This window comes from Lachnoclostridium sp. An196 (genome assembly GCF_002160135.1).
GTDB classification, from domain to species: domain Bacteria; phylum Bacillota; class Clostridia; order Lachnospirales; family Lachnospiraceae; genus Hominiventricola; species Hominiventricola avistercoris.
Window position 1 is genome coordinate 104859 of sequence record NZ_NFJZ01000001.1, and the last position, 17909, is coordinate 122767.

Sequence of the window (17909 nt, forward strand, 5' to 3'; positions counted from 1 at the left end):
GAGGGTTATGAGCAATAATAGTAAAAAACCGTTGAGCAAAGCATTGAAGCTGTTCTACGGAGTCGGGGACTGCGGATTTACTCTGATGAGCAATGTGGAGAGTTACTTCTTCAATTTCTTCCTTACGAATCTGGCGTCGTTCGATCTGGGAATCGTTACGGCGATCACGACCATATCCAGTACGGTGGATGCCTGCCTGTCCTGGATCTACGGGGCGATCCTGAACAGTATCAAGCCGAAGAAATGGGGACGTTACCGCTCCTGGCTGGTTCTGCTGCCGTGGATTGTGCCGTTCCTGTACGCGTTCCAGTTTATCAAGATCGGAAATGGGATTGTTTCCGCGGTGATTGTCACCGTTGCGGCGATCGCAAGCCATGTGGTGTGGAATTTTCCATATGTCGCCAATGTGTCCATGATTTCCGTGGCAGGAGCCACGCCGGATGACCGTGCGCAGCTGTCTTCCACCAGAGCGGCATGGGCGAACTTTTCCAAGATCATTTTCTCATATGTAGGTGTTCCGCTGGCATCGGTATTTGCCGGTATCGTCGGAGAGACAAACCAGTACGGGGCGGTGGCTTTCGTGCTGGCCTGGGTAATGGTGGTTCTGTATTTTGCTCATTTCAAGATGTTTGACGGATATGAAGAAGTCAGCACCGAGGATGTCCAGGAGACGAAAAAAGATACGACGAAGACCAGCGGTATGGACCTGGTGCGGGCGCTTCTGCAGAATCCGCCGCTGATCGCGCTGATGATCGCGGATCTGTCCAAATGGGCGTTTAACTTTATCGTATCCGGTATCGCCATGTATTATTTCACCTATGTTGCAAAAGACGCGGGACTTCTTACCACTTATATCCTGATCTCAAACATTTTCTGCGTGGTGGGATCTTATCTGGCGAAATCTGTGGCAAAGAAATTCTCTACCAGGACCGGCACGATCGGTACCTTTATCCTGATGGCGGCAGTCATGATTGCGGCAAATTTCCTCTATACGAACGTATGGCTGGTGGTGTTCCTGATGTCCCTGGCGCAGCTGGGATACGGCATCGCGTACGCATGTACGCCGGCCCTGTACTCAGATACGATCATCTACTCTGAATGGAAGACCGGGAAGAACGCTACCGGCTGGATCAGCGGACTCCAGAATGTGCCTTTGAAGGTGGGTGTCATGCTTCGCGGCATCAGTATTTCTGCCTGCCTGGCCATCGCACATTTTACGCCCGGTATGGACGCGTCCCAGGCGACGGTGGAACTGCAGAAAGGCATCTGCTTAGGCTTCATGATCATCCCGGCCTGTGCGCTGCTCCTGTCGGCGGTAATTCTGCTTTTCGGATTCAAGATTACCAGAGAAAAGGTAGAACAGTATCGTGCGGAGATTGACGCGCGCCGCGCGTAAAACGAGTTGTCAAACATTTGTTCCTGTGATATAATTCCATGAGTAGCAGCCTCGGAGAAGCGAAGCTTTTCCGGGGCTTTTAAAATCATGGAGAAGGAGAATCTGGATGAACAGTCTGGAACTTTTGAATAAAGAGCAGCAGGAAGCGGTACTCTGCACAGAGGGACCGCTTTTGATCCTGGCAGGGGCCGGATCGGGCAAGACAAGGGTGCTGACCCACCGCATTGCCCATTTGATCGAGGACTGCGGGGTCAACCCCTGGAATATCCTGGCGATCACGTTTACCAACAAGGCGGCCGGCGAGATGAGGGAGAGAGTGGACAAAATAGTAGGTTTCGGTTCGGAGAGCGTCTGGGTGAGCACGTTTCACTCTGCCTGTGTACGCATCCTCCGCAGATATATTGACCGTCTGGGATTTTCCAATAATTTCACGATCTATGATACGGAAGACCAGAAGTCGGTGGTAAAAGATGTGTGCCGCCGCCTGGAACTGGATCCGAAGATGTACAAGGAGCGGATGCTCCTGAACGTGATTTCCCGCGCGAAGGACGAATATCTGTCGCCGAAGGAAGTAGAAATGGATGCCAGGGGAGATTTCCGCCGGGAGAAGATCGCGCAGGTGTATCTGGAGTATCAGAAAGAACTGCAGAAAAATAACGCGCTGGATTTTGACGACCTGATTGTAAAGACGGTAGATCTGTTTACCGTGTGCCCGGATGTGCTGGAATACTATCAGAACCGTTTCCGTTATATTATGGTGGACGAGTATCAGGATACCAATACGGTACAGTTTAAACTGATCAGTATTCTGGCCGGAAAATACCGGAATCTGTGCGTGGTGGGCGATGACGACCAGTCCATCTATAAGTTCCGCGGGGCGAATATAGAAAATATCCTGAGTTTTGAAAAGACGTTCCCGGACGCCGCGGTGATCCGCCTGGAGCAGAATTACCGTTCCACGGGCACCATTCTGGACGCGGCCAACGGCGTGATTTCGCATAACAAGGGAAGAAAAGAGAAAACGCTCTGGACCGAAAATGAGAAAGGAACGCCTGTCGAGTTTCATCAGTTTAACACCGCCTATGATGAAGCCGAGTTCATAGCAGGCGATATACGCAGAAAAATGCAGGAGCCGGGGACGGAATACCGGGATTTTGCCATCCTGTACCGTACCAACGCCCAGTCGCGCCTTTTTGAGGAAAAATTTCTTATGGCCAATATTCCCTACCGCCTGGTGGGCGGGATCAATTTCTACTCCCGCAAGGAGATCAAGGACTTGCTGGCTTACTTAAAGACCATCGATAATGGCAGGGACGATCTTGCCGTGCGCAGGATCATCAATGTGCCGAAGCGGGGGATCGGAGCGGCGACTTTAAATAAAGTGGACGCGTTTGCCCAGAGCCGCGGGATCAGCTTTTTTGAGGCTCTGGAAGAAGCGCCGGAGATACCCGGGATAGGACGCGCGCTTTTGAAGATCCAGCCTTTTGTTCATCTGATCCATGAAATGCGTCTGAAGCTGGGGGATCTTTCACTGAAAGAGCTGATGGAAGAGATCCTGGATAAAACCGGATATGCCAGAGAACTGGAGATGGAAGATACAGAAGAGGCGGACGCGCGGCTGGAAAACATCGATGAGCTGATTACCAAGATCGTTACATATGAAGAAGGCACCGAACATCCCGAACTCAGCGGATTTCTGGAAGAGGTGGCGCTGGTGGCGGATATTGACAGTCTGGAAGCGGATGACAACCGGGTGCTCCTGATGACGCTGCACAGCGCGAAAGGGCTGGAATTTCCCAGAGTTTATCTGGCGGGTATGGAAGACGGTATCTTCCCCAGCTACATGTCTATCGCGGCAGATACGGAAGAAGAGATCGAGGAAGAACGGAGACTCTGTTATGTGGGGATTACCCGCGCCATGAAAGACCTGATTTTGACTTCCGCCAGATTCCGGATGGTGCGCGGAGAGAATCACTGTAATGCGGTATCCCGGTTTGTCAGAGAGATTCCGGAAAATCTGCTGGAGAGAGGCAGCCTTCCGGAAAAGCACAAAGAGCAGGCTCCGGTCGACAAACGGGACCAGGTCTACGAGAAAGCGAGGGAAGCATTCCGGACGAAGACCTTCGATCCCAGACAGTTCAAAGTAGTCAAGGCGGACAGCCTGGACTATGGAGTGGGAGACCGGGTGAGCCATATAAAATTCGGTCAGGGGACTGTTCTGGAGATTGTCGAAGGAGGACGCGACTACGAGGTCAAAGTGGATTTTGACAAGGCAGGGATCAAAAGGATGTTCGCTTCCTTTGCAAAATTGAAAAAAATTGAAACGCTATAGTAATTTATCATGAAATATGGTATACTAAAATAAGATTTTATACAGAAAAGAGGTATCCGCTATGAACCGTGTAGAAGACTTTTTAAACGCAGCGAAGACGAATGAGATGCTGGGAGAATTGCTTCATATCAAGAAGGAAGAGGAGAAAAAGCAGAACGTACTGATGTGGGTTCTCATCGCGATCGGCGCCGTACTTGCAGTGGCGGGTATCGCATATGCCGTATACCGCTTCTTTACTCCGGATTATCTGGAGGACTTTGATGAAGAGTTCGACGATGATTTTGACGATGACTTCTTTGACGATGAGGAAGAAGCAGAAGACGAAGAAGAGGACAAGACTGCAGAGTAATTTCCGCAGGAAAGGAATCAGAGCAGAGTAAGGGACTGTGAAAGACAGCGGAACCAGGGCTGCGTGCCGGGCTCCGCTGTTTTTTTACAGCAAGCTGAGGAGAGTATATGAAAAAAGGGCAGATTATTGAAGGAGTGGTGAAGAAAACCACATTTCCCAACAAAGGAAGGATAGAAGCGGAAGGAAAGACCGTGACCGTAAAAAACGGCATCCCGGGACAGAGACTCCGCTGCCAGATCACAAAGATCCGTGGAGGAAAGGCGGAAGCGCGCGTTCTGGAAGTTCTGGAGCGTTCTTCTGTGGAATGTGAACCTTTCTGCAAACATTTCACAGAGTGCGGAGGATGTGTCTGGCAGACGCTTTCTTATGAAGAACAGCTAAGACTGAAAGCAGGGCAGGTTAAAGAACTGCTGGACGACGCGGTGCAGGCATATGAATATGAGTATGTGTTTGAAGCGATCAAAGGCAGTCCCCGAAAATATGAATACCGCAATAAGATGGAATTTTCTTTCGGGGACGCGTACAAAGACGGATCGCTGGCTTTGGGGATGCATAAAAAAGGCAGTTTCTATGATATTGTGACAGTGGACGGCTGTCAGATCGTGGACGAAGATTTCCGAAAGATCCTGTCGGGGACGCTGGCATATTTTCAGGAGCAGGGCCTGCCGTATTATCACAAGATGCGGCATGAAGGGTATCTGCGCCACCTGCTGGTGCGGAAGGCGGCGCGGACCGGCGAGATTCTGGCAGATCTGGTGACCAGCACACAGATACAGGCAGACCTGGAAGGGTGGAAAGAACGGATGCTTTCTTTGCCTCTGAAAGGGAAATTGGCCGGACTCCTGCACACGAAAAATGACAGCCTTGCCGACGTGATCCAGAACGACGGTACGGAGATACTCTGGGGACAGGATTTCTTTTACGAAGAGCTGTTGGGACTCCGTTTCCGGATCACTCCGTTTTCTTTCTTTCAGACCAACTCTCTGGGGGCGGAAGTGCTCTATGAGACAGCCAGATCCTATATCGGCGATACAAAGAACCAGACCATCTTTGACCTGTACAGCGGAACGGGCACCATTGCCCAGATCCTGGCGCCGGTGGCAAAAAAAGTGATCGGAGTGGAGATTGTGGAAGAGGCGGTGGAGGCGGCGAAGGAGAACGCCCGCCTGAACGGACTGTCAAACTGTGAATTTATCGCCGGGGATGTGCTGAAGATGCTGGATTCCATCGAAGAACGTCCTGACTTTATCGTACTGGATCCTCCCCGGGACGGCGTTCACCCGAAAGCTTTGAAAAAGATCGTTGATTACGGTGTGGACCGTATGGTCTACATCTCCTGCAAGCCCACCAGCCTGGCACGGGATCTGGAACTGCTGCAGGAAAACGGGTACCGGATGGAGAGAGCGTGCTGCGTGGACATGTTTCCATGGACAGGGAACTGCGAGGTGGTGGCGCTTTTGACGCGCTGCGGCATTGGAGAGGAAAACGCAGATGCTTCATAGGTTTGGGATAGATTAAGTGAACAAAAATTTGTCACTTGCAAACTGTGGTGATCAATATTGACTTTTATGCTTGGATTTTATAAAATAATAAGCATAAAAGTCAAAAAAGAGGTGATTCATACGGGAGTTTCACAGGAGATTTTGCGATTGGCACAGAAAAATAATGGTGTTGTAACAACAGAGATGATTACCAATGCCGGTATTTCACGAGGATGTTTGAAATATTTAGCTGATAAAGGCAGTTTGGAGCGTGTGTCACGCGGTGTTTATATTCTGCCGGAATGCTGGGAAGATGAATTTGTTAATCTTCAGAGCCGTTATAAGAAAGGAATTTTTTCACTTAATACGGCACTGTTTTTATGTGATTTAACAGATAGGACACCAGGGAATTATCATATGACGTTTCCACAAACCTATAATCTCTCTGGCCCTAAATCAGAAGGAATTTTGTGCAGCAGTGCCAAGGAATCATTATACAGCCTTGGAATAGAGGCCTTAAAGACACCAGGAGGCAATACGGTAAGAGCGTATGGCGCGGAAAAAACATTATGTGATATTTTGAGACCAAGGAATCATACCGATATACAAGTGATTTCAGAAGCATTTAAGCGATATACGGCAGGTAAAAAGAAAAATATTCCGCTGCTTTCTGAATATGCGCGCTTGCTGAGAGTGGAAGAAAGGCTTAGAGCTTATCTGGAGGTGCTGCTGTGAAGAATGCAATGCAGTTAAAATCAGTGATAAAAAAGATTGCGAAAGAGAAGAACATATCTGCACAGCTTGTGCTGCAAAATTATATGCTGGAGAGATTTTTGGAACGGGTATCCGTCTCCGCGTATCAGAATAATTTCATCATTAAAGGAGGCTTCCTGATTGCATCAATGGTAGGTTTGGCTTCCAGAGCAACTATGGATATGGATGCAACGATTAAGCGCTATCCCGTGAGTGAAGAAACGATTCAAAAGATGGTAAAGGAGATTATTGAAATTGATCTTGAGGATGATGTCGTATTTACCTTCAAAAGTATTGGAAAAATACGAGAAGGTGATGAATATGCGGGCTATCGAGTTGCGTTGTCTGCAAATTATCCTCCTATGGCAGTGCCTTTAAAGCTGGATATTACAACTGGCGATAAGATTACACCTCGCGAAATTGAGTATAAATTATAGTTCCCATAGCGGTGTTTCCCCGCGATCACATGGAAATACGTGCCGCGGCCTGTGATCTCTGCTTCATAACAGGTGCCGGAATAGTGGATGAGCCGGATCTCACCCTGCCAGCGTTCTTTACGTTTTCCCCTTACCAGTGTGCATTGATATTCCATAGGCTAGTCGTCGATGCCCAGATGATAGCCCCGGCATTCAGATGGCGGCAGACTGTCTGATTCAGATCTTTATCATCTTCCGCAATTAAAATACGGATCATTGTAATGCGCCTCCTGCTACTTTTTTTAGAGAATAGCAAGAATTTGTTAAGGAATGGTTAATGATATCAATGAATAATAAGACGGTTGTATTCTTTCAGCAGAAAAAGTAAAATAAATGGAAAAGGAGGACATATGAAAAATATATACAGGATCTGTGGAAAGATCAGTCTGGTTTGCTATGTGTTTTTATTGTATCAGACCTGGCATCTGTGCCGGTACGGCGGCATCAGAAGACATTTTCTGCTGATGTTTCCGGCGGCGCTGGTGTTCCTGGCATGTATCGTGTTATGGCTGATTGCCCGGAGGCGTGTCAGAAAAGAATCCCCGGATGCTGGCTGCAGAAAGGGTATTCTGTGGGCGGAAGTTATTTTTGCTGTTGCGGCTGCGGCGCTGTTTGGAGGAGGCATCATCTACTCGGCGATTCCTTATAACGGAGCGCTGTCCTGGAAAGTAGACGAATGGATGCGGAGAAAGACAGTGACGCTGGAACACAATAATGTTTTCCAGGATGGCGTGGAAGGAATTCTTGCGGATCTGGATTCGGCTCTGGATCTTCCGGAGGAATTGTACATTTCCAATGAATATCAGATGTCTTTTGACGAAACAGGGACGGTCACATCCATCTACGCTTTCTTATATGGAAGAGACGACAATGGTGAGACCAGGACCTATCTGGTGGATTACAGCGGAAGCGGGAACATGACTGTCTGGACGGACGGCCGGGCAGACGCGTCTTATGAAGACGGCATGCGTCTGGATCCGATGCTGAGAATCCTGCAGAAGGCGCCCTGGGAGGAACAGGTAAAAGCGTGGACGTCAGAACGCGGCGGTGAGAACTATGAAATATTATATTTGGGGCGGCGGTCCTTCTCCTCATCAGAAGGGCTTGAGTATCTTCCGGGAGACGCGGATGGAGACGGGCAGGAAAGCGGAACAGGGGAAACCCCTCCCATGTGGGACGGCGGCGAAGTGACAGGATATGAGGTGTCTCTGCATATTCCCGAGGCAGGTGAGGTGACGCCGGTCCGCTATATGATGGAACCTGAATACACCGGCCAGGAGGAACTGAACGCGCAGCAGGCGCAGGAACAGGCAGAGAACGCCATCGCATCGGACAGCTGGATCACAGACAATACGGACGGATCCATGTATTTCTTCCTGAACGATACCGTCGGGTGGCGTCTGGTCGTGACGGACGCGGCCCTGGGCAGCAGGACATATGCCCTGGAAGGGTCCAAAGACGGCGGGGCATCCTGGACGACTGTCAACGCGGATCCTTTCGGCGGACAGCTCGGGGTGACGGAAGGGCTGATATTCTATGATGAAGAGTTCGGCGTCGCCGGTCTGACCGGCGCGTCCCAGTCGTATTCCAGACTGTATGTGACTACGGACGGAGGAGTTACCTATACACAAATGCAGATGCCAGGACTCTCTGAAGAAGAACTTCCCAAGATCGCGGAAGAATATGGTTATGGCACGGAAGACTATGATTATCTTTATATGCCTGAAAAGGCAGGAGATGTGCTGACAGTCCTGGCAGTGCCGGACGCGGGAGGAAAGGACGGCGTCCTGTTCCGGTCGTCGGATTTTGGAAAAACGTGGAATTATGCAGGGACAACAACAGGATAATCTTGGTTAATATATATAAAATTATCTTTAAAATTTCAATGAAAAAAGAAAAATATTCTATATATTATTTAGGGGGCATCCCTTATACTGTCTATATCCACAAAAAAGGAGACAAAAGGAGGATAAGGAATTATGAAAAGGAAACTTGCAGTAATGGCTATGGCAGGCGTACTTGCAGTATCAGCAGTTGCCTGCGGATCCAGCACTACTTCTACAGACAGTGCAGATACCGCTACGGAGAGTACGGATGCTGCAGAAGAGAGCACTGACGCGGCGGCAGCCGACAGCGCATCCAGCGGAGAGGTGGCAAATGCGGACAAGCCGCTGGTATGGTTTAACCGCCAGCCGTCCAACAGCTCTACCGGCGAACTGGATATGGCTGCTCTGAATTTCAACGAGAACACCTATTATGTAGGATTTGACGCAAATCAGGGTGCAGAACTTCAGGGAACCATGGTACTGGATTATATTGAGGCAAACATTGACAGCATCGACCGCAACGGCGACGGCATCATCGGCTATGTTCTGGCGATCGGCGATATCGGACACAACGATTCCATCGCACGTACCAGAGGCGTTCGTTCCGCACTTGGCACCGGCGTAGACGCAGATGGAAGCATCAACAGCGAGCCGGTTGGAACCAACACAGACGGATCTTCTTCTGTCGTACAGGATGGAACGATTGAAGTGAACGGACAGACTTATACGGTTCGTGAGCTTGCTTCTCAGGAGATGAAGAACTCCGCGGGAGCTACCTGGGACGCGGCTACCGCAGGTAACGCAATCAATACCTGGTCTGCATCCTTCGGCGATCAGATCGATGTAGTCGTATCTAACAATGATGGTATGGGAATGTCCATGTTCAACGCATGGTCCAAAGACAACAGCGTGCCGACCTTTGGTTATGACGCAAACAGCGACGCAGTGGCAGCAATCGCAGAAGGCTACGGCGGAACTATCAGCCAGCATGCAGACGTACAGGCTTACCTGACCCTTCGTGTACTTCGTAATGCGCTGGACGGCGTTGATATCGATACCGGTATCGGCACTCCGGACGAAGCAGGCAACGTGCTGAGCAGCGATGTGTTTACCTACAACGCAGACGAGCGCTCCTACTACGCACTGAACGTAGCAGTTACCGCTGACAACTATCAGGATTTCCTGGATTCCACAGTGGTTTACGCTCCGGTATCCAACCAGCTGGATGCAGAGGCTCATCCGACCAAGAACGTATGGCTGAACATCTACAATGCAGCAGATAACTTCCTGAGCGCTACCTATCAGCCGCTTCTGCAGAACTACGACGATCTTCTGAACCTGAATGTAGAATACATCGGCGGTGACGGACAGACCGAGTCCAACATTACCAACCGTCTTGGAAATCCGAGCCAGTATGATGCATTCGCGATCAACATGGTTAAGACAGACAATGCAACTTCTTATACGACACTTCTTAGCCAGTAAAATCAGTTTATAACAGAAAGACACATATATAATGACGGATTATTGGGGAGAAGAAATTCTCCCTAATAATCTATTCGGAGTTTTAATCTTTAATACAGGAGTAGATAGAATGGCAGATAAGAGGGATGACGTTGTCTTGTCGATACGCGGTATGTGTAAGTCCTTCGGCCGGAACCGGGTGCTGGACCACATCAACCTGGATGTGAAAAAAGGCACGGTTATGGGGCTGATGGGTGAGAACGGCGCCGGCAAATCAACGATGATGAAATGTCTTTTTGGAACCTACCAGAAAGACGAGGGTACGATCTTCCTTGACGGGAAGGAAGTGAACTTTTCCGGACCAAAAGATGCCCTGGAGAACGGTATTGCCATGGTGCATCAGGAACTGAACCAGTGTCTGGAACGGAATGTAATTGACAACCTGTTTCTCGGACGTTATCCGAAGAATTCACTGGGGATCGTGGACGAGGGCAGAATGAAAAAAGAAGCTTCCGAGCTTTTCAGAAGGCTTGGAATGACGGTGGATCTGACACAGCCCATGCGGAAAATGTCTGTATCGCAGCGTCAGATGTGTGAGATCGCAAAGGCAATCTCTTATAATTCAAAGGTGATCGTTCTCGATGAGCCGACTTCATCTCTGACCGTCCAGGAGGTAAACAAGCTCTTCGAAATGATGAGAATGCTGAAAGACCAGGGAATTGCGCTGATCTACATTTCTCATAAGATGGATGAGATTTTCGAGATCTGCGATGAGATTTCCGTGCTCCGTGACGGTAATCTGGTCATGACAAAGAGTGCGAAAGACACAAATATGAACGAACTGATCGCCGCCATGGTAGGCCGTTCTCTTGAAAACCGTTTCCCGCCGGTAGACAACAAGCCCGGCGATGTGGTTCTGTCCGTTCAGCATTTGTCCACAAAGTTCGAGCCTCATTTGCAGGATATTTCCTTCGATGTAAGGGAAGGCGAGATTTTCGGCCTTTACGGTCTGGTAGGAGCCGGACGTACCGAGCTTCTGGAGACGATCTTCGGCGTGCGTACCAGAGCGGCCGGCCGTGTGTATTTTAATAACCGGCTGATGAATTTCAACAGCGCCAAAGAAGCCATGGAACATGGATTTGCCATGATTACGGAGGAACGGAAGGCAAACGGTCTTTTCCTGAAAGGCAATCTTACTTTTAATACGACGATTGCCAATCTGAATCATTATAAAACCGGTCCGGCCCTCTCTGATACAAAGATGACAAAGGCAACGACAAAAGAGATCAAAGTTATGCACACCAAATGTATGGGGCCGGAGGACATGATTACCAGTCTTTCCGGAGGAAATCAGCAGAAAGTGATCTTTGGAAAATGGCTGGAGCGTGAGCCGCAGATCTTTATGATGGATGAACCGACGCGAGGAATCGACGTGGGGGCCAAGTACGAGATCTATGAACTGATTATTGAAATGGCAAAGCAGGGGAAGACCATTATCGTTGTGTCTTCCGAGATGCCGGAGATACTGGGAATCACGAACCGTATCGGCGTCATGTCCAACGGGCATCTTTCCGGAATCGTAAATACAAAAGAAACCAATCAGGAAGAGCTTTTAAGACTCAGTGCAAAATACCTATAATGAGGGAGAACGATAGATATGGCAATAGGAAATGAAAAGATTCTTACGGCCGAGCGGGAGATGGAACTGCGTAAGCCGATAGACGATTATGTAGGTGGAATCCAGGAAAAAATCAATGCCCTGAGGGTGGACGGTACGGATAAAGTCGTTTCCCTTCAGAACAAAATTGATTCTCTGAAACGTGACAAAAGCCGGAGCAAGGAAGAGAACAGCGCGGCGATTGCAAAACTTCAGGGAGAACTTGCAAAAGCAAAAGAGGTTGAAAGCAAAAATAAAGAAGAAATCTCCAAGCTGATTGCAGATGCAGAGAATTATATCAAAGAACACTTTGACAAAGAATACTATGAACCGGTAAATGAAAGCGCCAAATACGAGAAAGAACTGGCCAGACAAAAATACCAGAAGAGTATGGCGGATCTCCAGAAAGAGCATCAGGCTGCGCTTTCCAAACTTTCGGATCATCAGGAGATCAAAGACGAAAATTATGTATATAAAAATCGTCAGTTTGATGCCAAGATGGAACTTCAGAAAGATTTTCAGGAGATCAAAGACAGAAGGCATGCGGCATTTGCCCATAAATATCACCTGATTGACCTGCTCCGGATGTCAAAATTCACTTTTGGCCAGACTATGTCCCAGAAATGGGAGAACTATAAATATACCTTTAACCGCAGAAGTTTCCTTCTGCAGAACGGTCTGTACATAGCGATTATCCTTATCTTCATCGCTCTGTGTATCATTACTCCGGTGGTGAAGGGTACTCCGCTTCTGACCTACAACAATGTGCTGAATATCCTTCAGCAGGCATCGCCGAGAATGTTCCTGGCTCTCGGTGTGGCGGGCCTGATCCTGCTTGCAGGTACGGACCTTTCCATCGGCCGTATGGTAGGTATGGGTATGACGACAGCTACGATCATCATGCATCAGGGCGTCAATACCGGCGGCGTCTTCGGGCATATCTTTGATTTCACCGGATGGCCCATCCCGCTGAGAATGGCCTTTGCTCTGTTTATGTGTATTGTACTGTGTACATTCTTTACATCCATTGCCGGGTTCTTTACGGCCAAGTTCAAGATGCATCCGTTCATCTCCACGATGGCAAACATGCTGATGATCTTCGGTCTGATCACCTATGCGACGAAAGGTGTGTCCTTCGGTGCGATCGAGACATCGATTCCGTCGATGATTATTCCGAGAGTAAACGGATTCCCGACGATCATTCTCTGGGCGGTAGCTGCAGTCGCGATCGTATGGTTCATCTGGAACAAGACCACATTCGGAAAGAACCTGTACGCAGTGGGCGGCAATGCGGAAGCGGCGGCGGTTTCCGGTATCTCTGTATTCGCAGTGACGGTAGGCGCTTTCGTTCTGGCAGGTATCCTGTACGGTTTCGGTTCCTGGCTGGAGTGCGCGAGAATGGTTGGTTCCGGTTCTGCCGCATATGGACAGGGCTGGGAGACGGACGCGATTGCAGCCTGCGTGGTAGGCGGCGTATCCTTTACCGGTGGTATCGGTAAGATCTCCGGCGTGGTAGTCGGCGTGCTGATCTTCACCGCACTGACCTACTCCCTGACCATCCTTGGTATCGATACGAACCTGCAGTTCGTATTCTCCGGTATCATCATCCTGGTAGCCGTAACGCTTGACTGTCTGAAATACGTTCAGAAGAAATAAGACTGTATCAGAAAATCCACTTCTGTTCTGCCGGAAAGCAGACAGAGTGGATTTTTTTTGTTATAATAGCAGAAAAGCCAAAAATCGTACAGCATGAAGTATGGAGACAAGAGATGGAAAAATATACAGTTCTTTTGGTGGATGATGAAGAAGAGGTGCTTCAGGTCATCAAAAAGAAAATAAACTGGGAAGGACTTGGATTTTCCGTAATAGGTTATGCGGATAACGGAGTAAAGGCTCTGGAGATGATGGAAGAGTATCAGCCGGATGTGGTCATGACAGATATTAAGATGCCGTATATGGACGGCATGGAACTGGCGAAACGTATAAAGTCCGGATATCCGGCTACAAAGATATTGATTTTTACCGGGTTTGACGAATTTGAATACGCGAAAGAAGCTGTTCACCTGGAGGTTGAGGAATATATACTGAAACCGGTCAATTCTGTGGAACTGACCAATGTATTTACACAGTTGAAGATAAAACTAGACCAGGAGATCAGCGAAAAAAGAAACGCGGAGATTTTGAAGAACTATTATATGGAATCTCTGCCGTTTTTAAAGACCAATTTTTATTCTACTTTGATAGAGGGCAGGATTCACGAAAACGAAGTTGAAAAATATCTGGCAGATTATCAGATTACTTTTACAGGCCCGTTTTACTGCTGCCTGGTTATTCATACATCTTCCACGCAGGTGTCGAAGAATATGAATCCGGTGCTGCTCGCTATTTCAGTGCAGAAGCAGGCGAAAGAATATCTGGCTGAGAGATGGAAGGTGAAATGTTTTTCCTATCTTGGAAATACAGTCATGATCGCGCAGCTTTCCAATGAAAACGAGATATCCGAACTGACAGACGAATGCGACCGGTTCTGCAGATATGCCCGCCGTATGATTGACGCGGTGGTTACAGTGGGAGTCGGCTGTGTCTGTTCTGATGTCCTGGATTTGTCCCAGTCCTATAACAGCGCCAGGGAGGCAGTCTCTTACCGGGCGCTTTACGGGGCGGTCAGAGCCATTAACATCAAAGAAATAGCGCCTCAGGAGATGGGGGAGTTTGAGATGCCTAATGATGCGGAACTGTCCCGGCTGCTTAAGATGATCCGCTTCAATTCTGAAGAAGAGGTGAAGCAGGAAGCCGACAGATATATAAGCCGTCTGTTCCAGGCCGCCAAATCTCTGCAGCAGCATCATATCGCTGTAATGGAGCTGGTGAGCGTGATGTACCGTTTTGCTTCTAACCATGATATTACTGTAAGCGCGTTTTCCGGGGATATGCGGGAATTATACGGAAAGCTGCTGGAGATGGAGCCGGACTCTCTGAGAAAATGGTTTACGGAACTCTGTCTTTCTTTCCGGGAATATTTGATCAGCACACGGAACAAGTCGACGAAAACATTCGTACAGAAGGCGCAGGAATATGTCCGCAGCCATTATATGGAGGCAGAATTGTCGCTGGACAGCATGTGTGAGGAACTGGGAGTGTCCAATTCGTATTTTTCTACGATATTCAAGAAGGAAACCGGGAACTCATTTATCAGTTACCTGACAGATTACCGAATGGATCAGGCGGCCAGACGGCTGCTGGAAACCAATGAAAAAAGCTATATGATAGCGAAAGAAGTCGGTTATACAGACCCTAATTATTTCAGTTATGTGTTCAAAAGGCGTTTTGGAGTATCCCCTTCAAAATATAGAACGGAGCATGCGGCAAGTGAAAGTTAAATATCTGAAATATTTCAAAACCCCGGGCCCAAGAGGAATATTATCCACGATTACGATCAGTTTTTCGGTGATCTCGATTTCCATCATGCTGATTCTGGGAATTGCGCTGTATATCCGTTTCTCAACGTCCACACGGCAGGAGACGGTCCAGAGCACGCAGAGGATGCTGGAGCAGACCGGGGAGACACTGGAAGACTATCTGGTAGATATGCGGCAGATATCGGATACGGCATATTACCATCTGATCAAGGAGAATGATTTTTCCAGTTATGGAGAGGATATCCAGAGCAGGATCAATCTCCTTTATGAGGCTAATCAGGATAACCTGCAAAGTATTGCCCTTTATGATCAGTCCGGGAATCTGGTGGCGGCAGAACCGGTCGCGACACAGAAAAAGAATCTGAATGTTACCGGACAGGGCTGGTATATACAGGCGATGGACGAGGTGGAGAATATGCATTTTTCCACGCCTCATATACAGAATTTGTTTGATGATAATACTTTTCGTTATTATTGGGTGATCTCCCTGAGCCGCGCGGTGGAGATCACAAATGGAGGAAAAACAGAACTGGGTGTTCTCCTGGTTGATATGGACTATTCTGTCATTTCACGGATGCTGGATCAGATCAATAATTTTGACAACGGCCAGTATTATTATCTCTGCGACAGCAATGGCGAGATTATCTATCATCCGCGCAGGATACAGATCAGCGACGGAATCAGCAGCGAGAACAGCGCCGCGGCGGCGGGATACAGAGATGGCATTTATGACGAGACCTTTGAGGGAGAAGCCAGGAAAGTCGTGGTGAACACGATCAGTTATACCGGCTGGAAGCTGGTGGGAGTGATTCCGTATTCGGCGTTTACCTACGGAATGATTAATATGAGATATTTCATCATTATGCTGATGCTGCTGATGGCCATGATGCTGGCGGTCGTCAACCGCATTGTTTCCGTGGGAATCTCCAGGCCTATCCTGAAATTGAATGATTCGGTAAAAGAGTATGAAGCCGGAGAGAAACCGGAGATCTACATCGGAGGGCCGCAGGAGATCCGGCATCTGGGTCTGTCCATCCAGAAATCTTATGAGCAGATAGAAAATCTCATGAAGAAAATTGTTCTGGAACAGAACGAAAGGAGAAAAAGCGAACTGGATGCGCTGCAGAGTCAGATTAACCCGCATTTTCTGTACAACACACTGGAATCTATCACCTGGATGATAGAGGGAGAACGCAACGACGACGCGGTATTTATGATCTCTCAGCTGGCCCGTCTGTTCCGGATCAGTCTTTCCAAGGGACGCACGATTATCAGTATCAAAGACGAACTTCAGCATGCGCAGAGCTATATGAATATACAGAAAATTCGGTATAAGAATACCTTTTCCGTGGAATTTGACGTGGCTCCTGAACTGTACGCTTACTGTACCGTGAAATTGATTTTGCAGCCGATTCTGGAGAATTCCATAAGTTACGGCGTCGGAGAGATGGATGACTGCGGAGAGATAAGAGTGGAAGGAAAAATGGAGGGCGGCGAGATCCTGCTTTCCGTGACAGACAACGGCATCGGCATGTCGAAAGAAGAAGCCGGCCTTGTGCTTACCGACAGCAACCGCATCCGCAAACGGGGATCAGGCGTAGGACTTGTGAATGTCAACCGGCGGATCCAGATCTATTTTGGAAAAGAATATGGCCTGACCGTGGAGAGCGAGCCGGATGAGGGAACCAAAGTTACCATTCGTATTCCGGCGGTGCCGTATACAGAGGAAGACACGCTGGCGCTGGAAAGGGGACATTCGTTTGGCGGGGAAGATTAGGATGAAAAACAATAATAAATTTTTTATTGCCTCGGAAGTAGTCATGGGGTTCATGGTTCTTGTCCTGGCGGCACTTATGCTGGGCGAACGGAACCGGGACGCGAGGGCAAAAGTGTCTGTGATCGTCTGTGACTCGGATAATTCAGGATGGGCGGCATTCAAGTATGGGGTCAGGATGGCCGCGGAGGACCGGGGAATTGAAGTTGTGATTGCCGCTACAGAAAGCGTGCTCTCGCTGGAGGAAGAGGAAGCGCTGATCAAAAATGAGATAGACAGCGGGGCGGACGCGGTCATTGTACAGCCGGTTCCGGACAGCGGGGCGGAAGAGATGCTGAAAAGAGTGAGAAAACGTGTTCCGGTTATGCTGGTGGAGAGCCCGCTGTCCGGAACCGGCGAGGGCTCTGCTCTTCCTGTGACGGGGCCGGACAACTATGCTATGGGAGCGGCTCTGGCGGAAAAGATACTGGAGGATTACAGCGGAAATCTGGAAGGAAAGACGGTAGGAATCCTCTCTCAGACCATGGATGCGGAGATGACGGCTCTTCGCGTCGACGGATTCTGTGATACTTTAAAAAATACAGGGATAAATCTTGAGTGGTTTGTGTCCGGGAACTTTGACGACGGAGGAGCAGATTATCTGGAATCCCAGGCAAGAGTGGATTTTGTGGCAGCGCTTGATGACGGCAGCCTGACAGCGGCCGGGGAGCGCGCTTCCGAACATGGGCTGCATGGGGCGGTCGTGTATGGAATCGCACATTCGACTCAGGCTGCGTATTATCTGGATACCGGTGTGGTAGAATGTCTGGTGGTGCCGGATGAATTTAACGTAGGCTATCAGAGCATGAGTGAAATTGCGGATAGTCTGGAGCATTTTTTCCACAAGGAGGAGAGCAGAGAGGTTCTCTATACGGTGATTCGCAGAGAAACACTGTTTTCGGAAGAAAATCAGGAAATTCTTTTTACAATGAGTCAGTAGGGG

14 protein-coding genes are annotated in these 17909 nt (G+C 48.8%); 13 read left to right on the forward strand and 1 reads right to left on the reverse strand.

Features of this window, described 5'->3' with window-relative positions; translation table 11 throughout:
- The first annotated feature begins 7 nt into the window (after nt 1–7).
- The 6 genes from B5F29_RS00465 to B5F29_RS00490 all read left to right on the forward strand — a co-directional run bounded on the left by B5F29_RS00465 (nt 8) and on the right by B5F29_RS00490 (nt 6748).
- Nucleotides 8–1396 carry an MFS transporter gene (locus tag B5F29_RS00465; RefSeq protein ID WP_087152715.1) on the forward strand — a complete coding sequence of 463 codons (1389 nt, stop codon included), beginning with the start codon at nt 8–10 and terminating at the stop codon, nt 1394–1396.
- Nucleotides 1397–1502: 106 nt separating this feature from the next.
- Nucleotides 1503–3728 carry a DNA helicase PcrA gene (pcrA, locus tag B5F29_RS00470; RefSeq protein WP_087152716.1) on the forward strand — a complete coding sequence of 742 codons (2226 nt, stop codon included), beginning with the start codon at nt 1503–1505 and terminating at the stop codon, nt 3726–3728.
- Nucleotides 3729–3789: 61 nt separating this feature from the next.
- Nucleotides 3790–4077: a DUF4366 domain-containing protein gene (locus tag B5F29_RS00475; protein ID WP_087152717.1), complete on the forward strand. Its 288-nt coding sequence runs from the start codon at nt 3790–3792 to the stop codon at nt 4075–4077.
- Nucleotides 4078–4184: 107 nt separating this feature from the next.
- On the forward strand, nt 4185–5579 hold the full coding sequence (gene rlmD / locus B5F29_RS00480) for a 23S rRNA (uracil(1939)-C(5))-methyltransferase RlmD (protein ID WP_087152718.1): 1395 nt from the start codon (nt 4185–4187) through the stop codon (nt 5577–5579).
- Nucleotides 5580–5645: 66 nt separating this feature from the next.
- A complete protein-coding gene (locus B5F29_RS00485) occupies nt 5646–6293 on the forward strand; it encodes a type IV toxin-antitoxin system AbiEi family antitoxin domain-containing protein (protein ID WP_087152719.1) in 648 nt (215 codons plus the stop codon).
- Nucleotides 6290–6748, forward strand: a complete 459-nt coding sequence (locus B5F29_RS00490) for a nucleotidyl transferase AbiEii/AbiGii toxin family protein (RefSeq protein ID WP_191429498.1) — start codon at nt 6290–6292, stop codon at nt 6746–6748. Before B5F29_RS00485 ends, B5F29_RS00490 begins: the two co-directional genes overlap by 4 nt.
- 130 nt (nt 6749–6878) lie before the next feature.
- On the opposite strand, the gene B5F29_RS16945 is transcribed toward B5F29_RS00490, so the two are convergent.
- Entirely contained in the window at nt 6879–7004 is a 126-nt protein-coding gene (locus B5F29_RS16945) for a hypothetical protein (protein ID WP_275532903.1), read from the reverse strand.
- 133 nt (nt 7005–7137) lie between these two features.
- Here B5F29_RS16945 and B5F29_RS00500 point away from each other — a divergent pair, with 133 nt between their 5' ends.
- The 7 genes from B5F29_RS00500 (at nt 7138) to B5F29_RS00530 (ending at nt 17906) form a co-directional block, all read left to right on the forward strand.
- Nucleotides 7138–8634, forward strand: a complete 1497-nt coding sequence (locus tag B5F29_RS00500; protein ID WP_087152721.1) for a WD40/YVTN/BNR-like repeat-containing protein — start codon at nt 7138–7140, stop codon at nt 8632–8634.
- 132 nt (nt 8635–8766) lie between these two features.
- Nucleotides 8767–10098 carry a substrate-binding domain-containing protein gene (locus B5F29_RS00505; protein ID WP_087152722.1) on the forward strand — a complete coding sequence of 444 codons (1332 nt, stop codon included), beginning with the start codon at nt 8767–8769 and terminating at the stop codon, nt 10096–10098.
- A gap of 109 nt (nt 10099–10207) precedes the next feature.
- Nucleotides 10208–11716: a sugar ABC transporter ATP-binding protein gene (locus B5F29_RS00510; protein ID WP_087152723.1), complete on the forward strand. Its 1509-nt coding sequence runs from the start codon at nt 10208–10210 to the stop codon at nt 11714–11716.
- An 18-nt stretch (nt 11717–11734) separates the two neighbouring features.
- Nucleotides 11735–13390: a galactose/methyl galactoside ABC transporter permease MglC gene (locus B5F29_RS00515; RefSeq protein WP_087152724.1), complete on the forward strand. Its 1656-nt coding sequence runs from the start codon at nt 11735–11737 to the stop codon at nt 13388–13390.
- Between the two features lie 113 nt (nt 13391–13503).
- Nucleotides 13504–15114: a response regulator transcription factor gene (locus tag B5F29_RS00520; protein WP_087152725.1), complete on the forward strand. Its 1611-nt coding sequence runs from the start codon at nt 13504–13506 to the stop codon at nt 15112–15114.
- Nucleotides 15095–16930, forward strand: coding sequence for a histidine kinase (locus B5F29_RS00525; protein ID WP_242955540.1), 1836 nt, complete (start codon nt 15095–15097; stop codon nt 16928–16930). The genes B5F29_RS00520 and B5F29_RS00525 overlap by 20 nt, the downstream gene beginning before the upstream one ends.
- Nucleotide 16931: 1 nt before the next feature.
- Nucleotides 16932–17906, forward strand: a complete 975-nt coding sequence (locus B5F29_RS00530) for a sugar ABC transporter substrate-binding protein (RefSeq protein WP_087152727.1) — start codon at nt 16932–16934, stop codon at nt 17904–17906.
- Nucleotides 17907–17909 lie beyond the last annotated feature (3 nt).

What these genes read in the sequence shown, in the direction of transcription:
- B5F29_RS16945 (WP_275532903.1), bottom strand. Translation starts at nt 7,004, where the DNA reads ATGATCCGTATTTTAATTGCGGAAGATGATAAAGATCTGAATCAGACA.
- pcrA (WP_087152716.1), top strand. Translation starts at nt 1,503, where the DNA reads ATGAACAGTCTGGAACTTTTGAATAAAGAGCAGCAGGAAGCGGTACTC.
- B5F29_RS00530 (WP_087152727.1), top strand. Translation starts at nt 16,932, where the DNA reads ATGAAAAACAATAATAAATTTTTTATTGCCTCGGAAGTAGTCATGGGG.
- B5F29_RS00520 (WP_087152725.1), top strand. Translation starts at nt 13,504, where the DNA reads ATGGAAAAATATACAGTTCTTTTGGTGGATGATGAAGAAGAGGTGCTT.
- B5F29_RS00505 (WP_087152722.1), top strand. Translation starts at nt 8,767, where the DNA reads ATGAAAAGGAAACTTGCAGTAATGGCTATGGCAGGCGTACTTGCAGTA.
- B5F29_RS00525 (WP_242955540.1), top strand. Translation starts at nt 15,095, where the DNA reads ATGCGGCAAGTGAAAGTTAAATATCTGAAATATTTCAAAACCCCGGGC.
- B5F29_RS00510 (WP_087152723.1), top strand. Translation starts at nt 10,208, where the DNA reads ATGGCAGATAAGAGGGATGACGTTGTCTTGTCGATACGCGGTATGTGT.
- B5F29_RS00465 (WP_087152715.1), top strand. Translation starts at nt 8, where the DNA reads ATGAGCAATAATAGTAAAAAACCGTTGAGCAAAGCATTGAAGCTGTTC.
- B5F29_RS00500 (WP_087152721.1), top strand. Translation starts at nt 7,138, where the DNA reads ATGAAAAATATATACAGGATCTGTGGAAAGATCAGTCTGGTTTGCTAT.
- rlmD (WP_087152718.1), top strand. Translation starts at nt 4,185, where the DNA reads ATGAAAAAAGGGCAGATTATTGAAGGAGTGGTGAAGAAAACCACATTT.
- B5F29_RS00515 (WP_087152724.1), top strand. Translation starts at nt 11,735, where the DNA reads ATGGCAATAGGAAATGAAAAGATTCTTACGGCCGAGCGGGAGATGGAA.
- B5F29_RS00475 (WP_087152717.1), top strand. Translation starts at nt 3,790, where the DNA reads ATGAACCGTGTAGAAGACTTTTTAAACGCAGCGAAGACGAATGAGATG.
- B5F29_RS00485 (WP_087152719.1), top strand. Translation starts at nt 5,646, where the DNA reads ATGCTTGGATTTTATAAAATAATAAGCATAAAAGTCAAAAAAGAGGTG.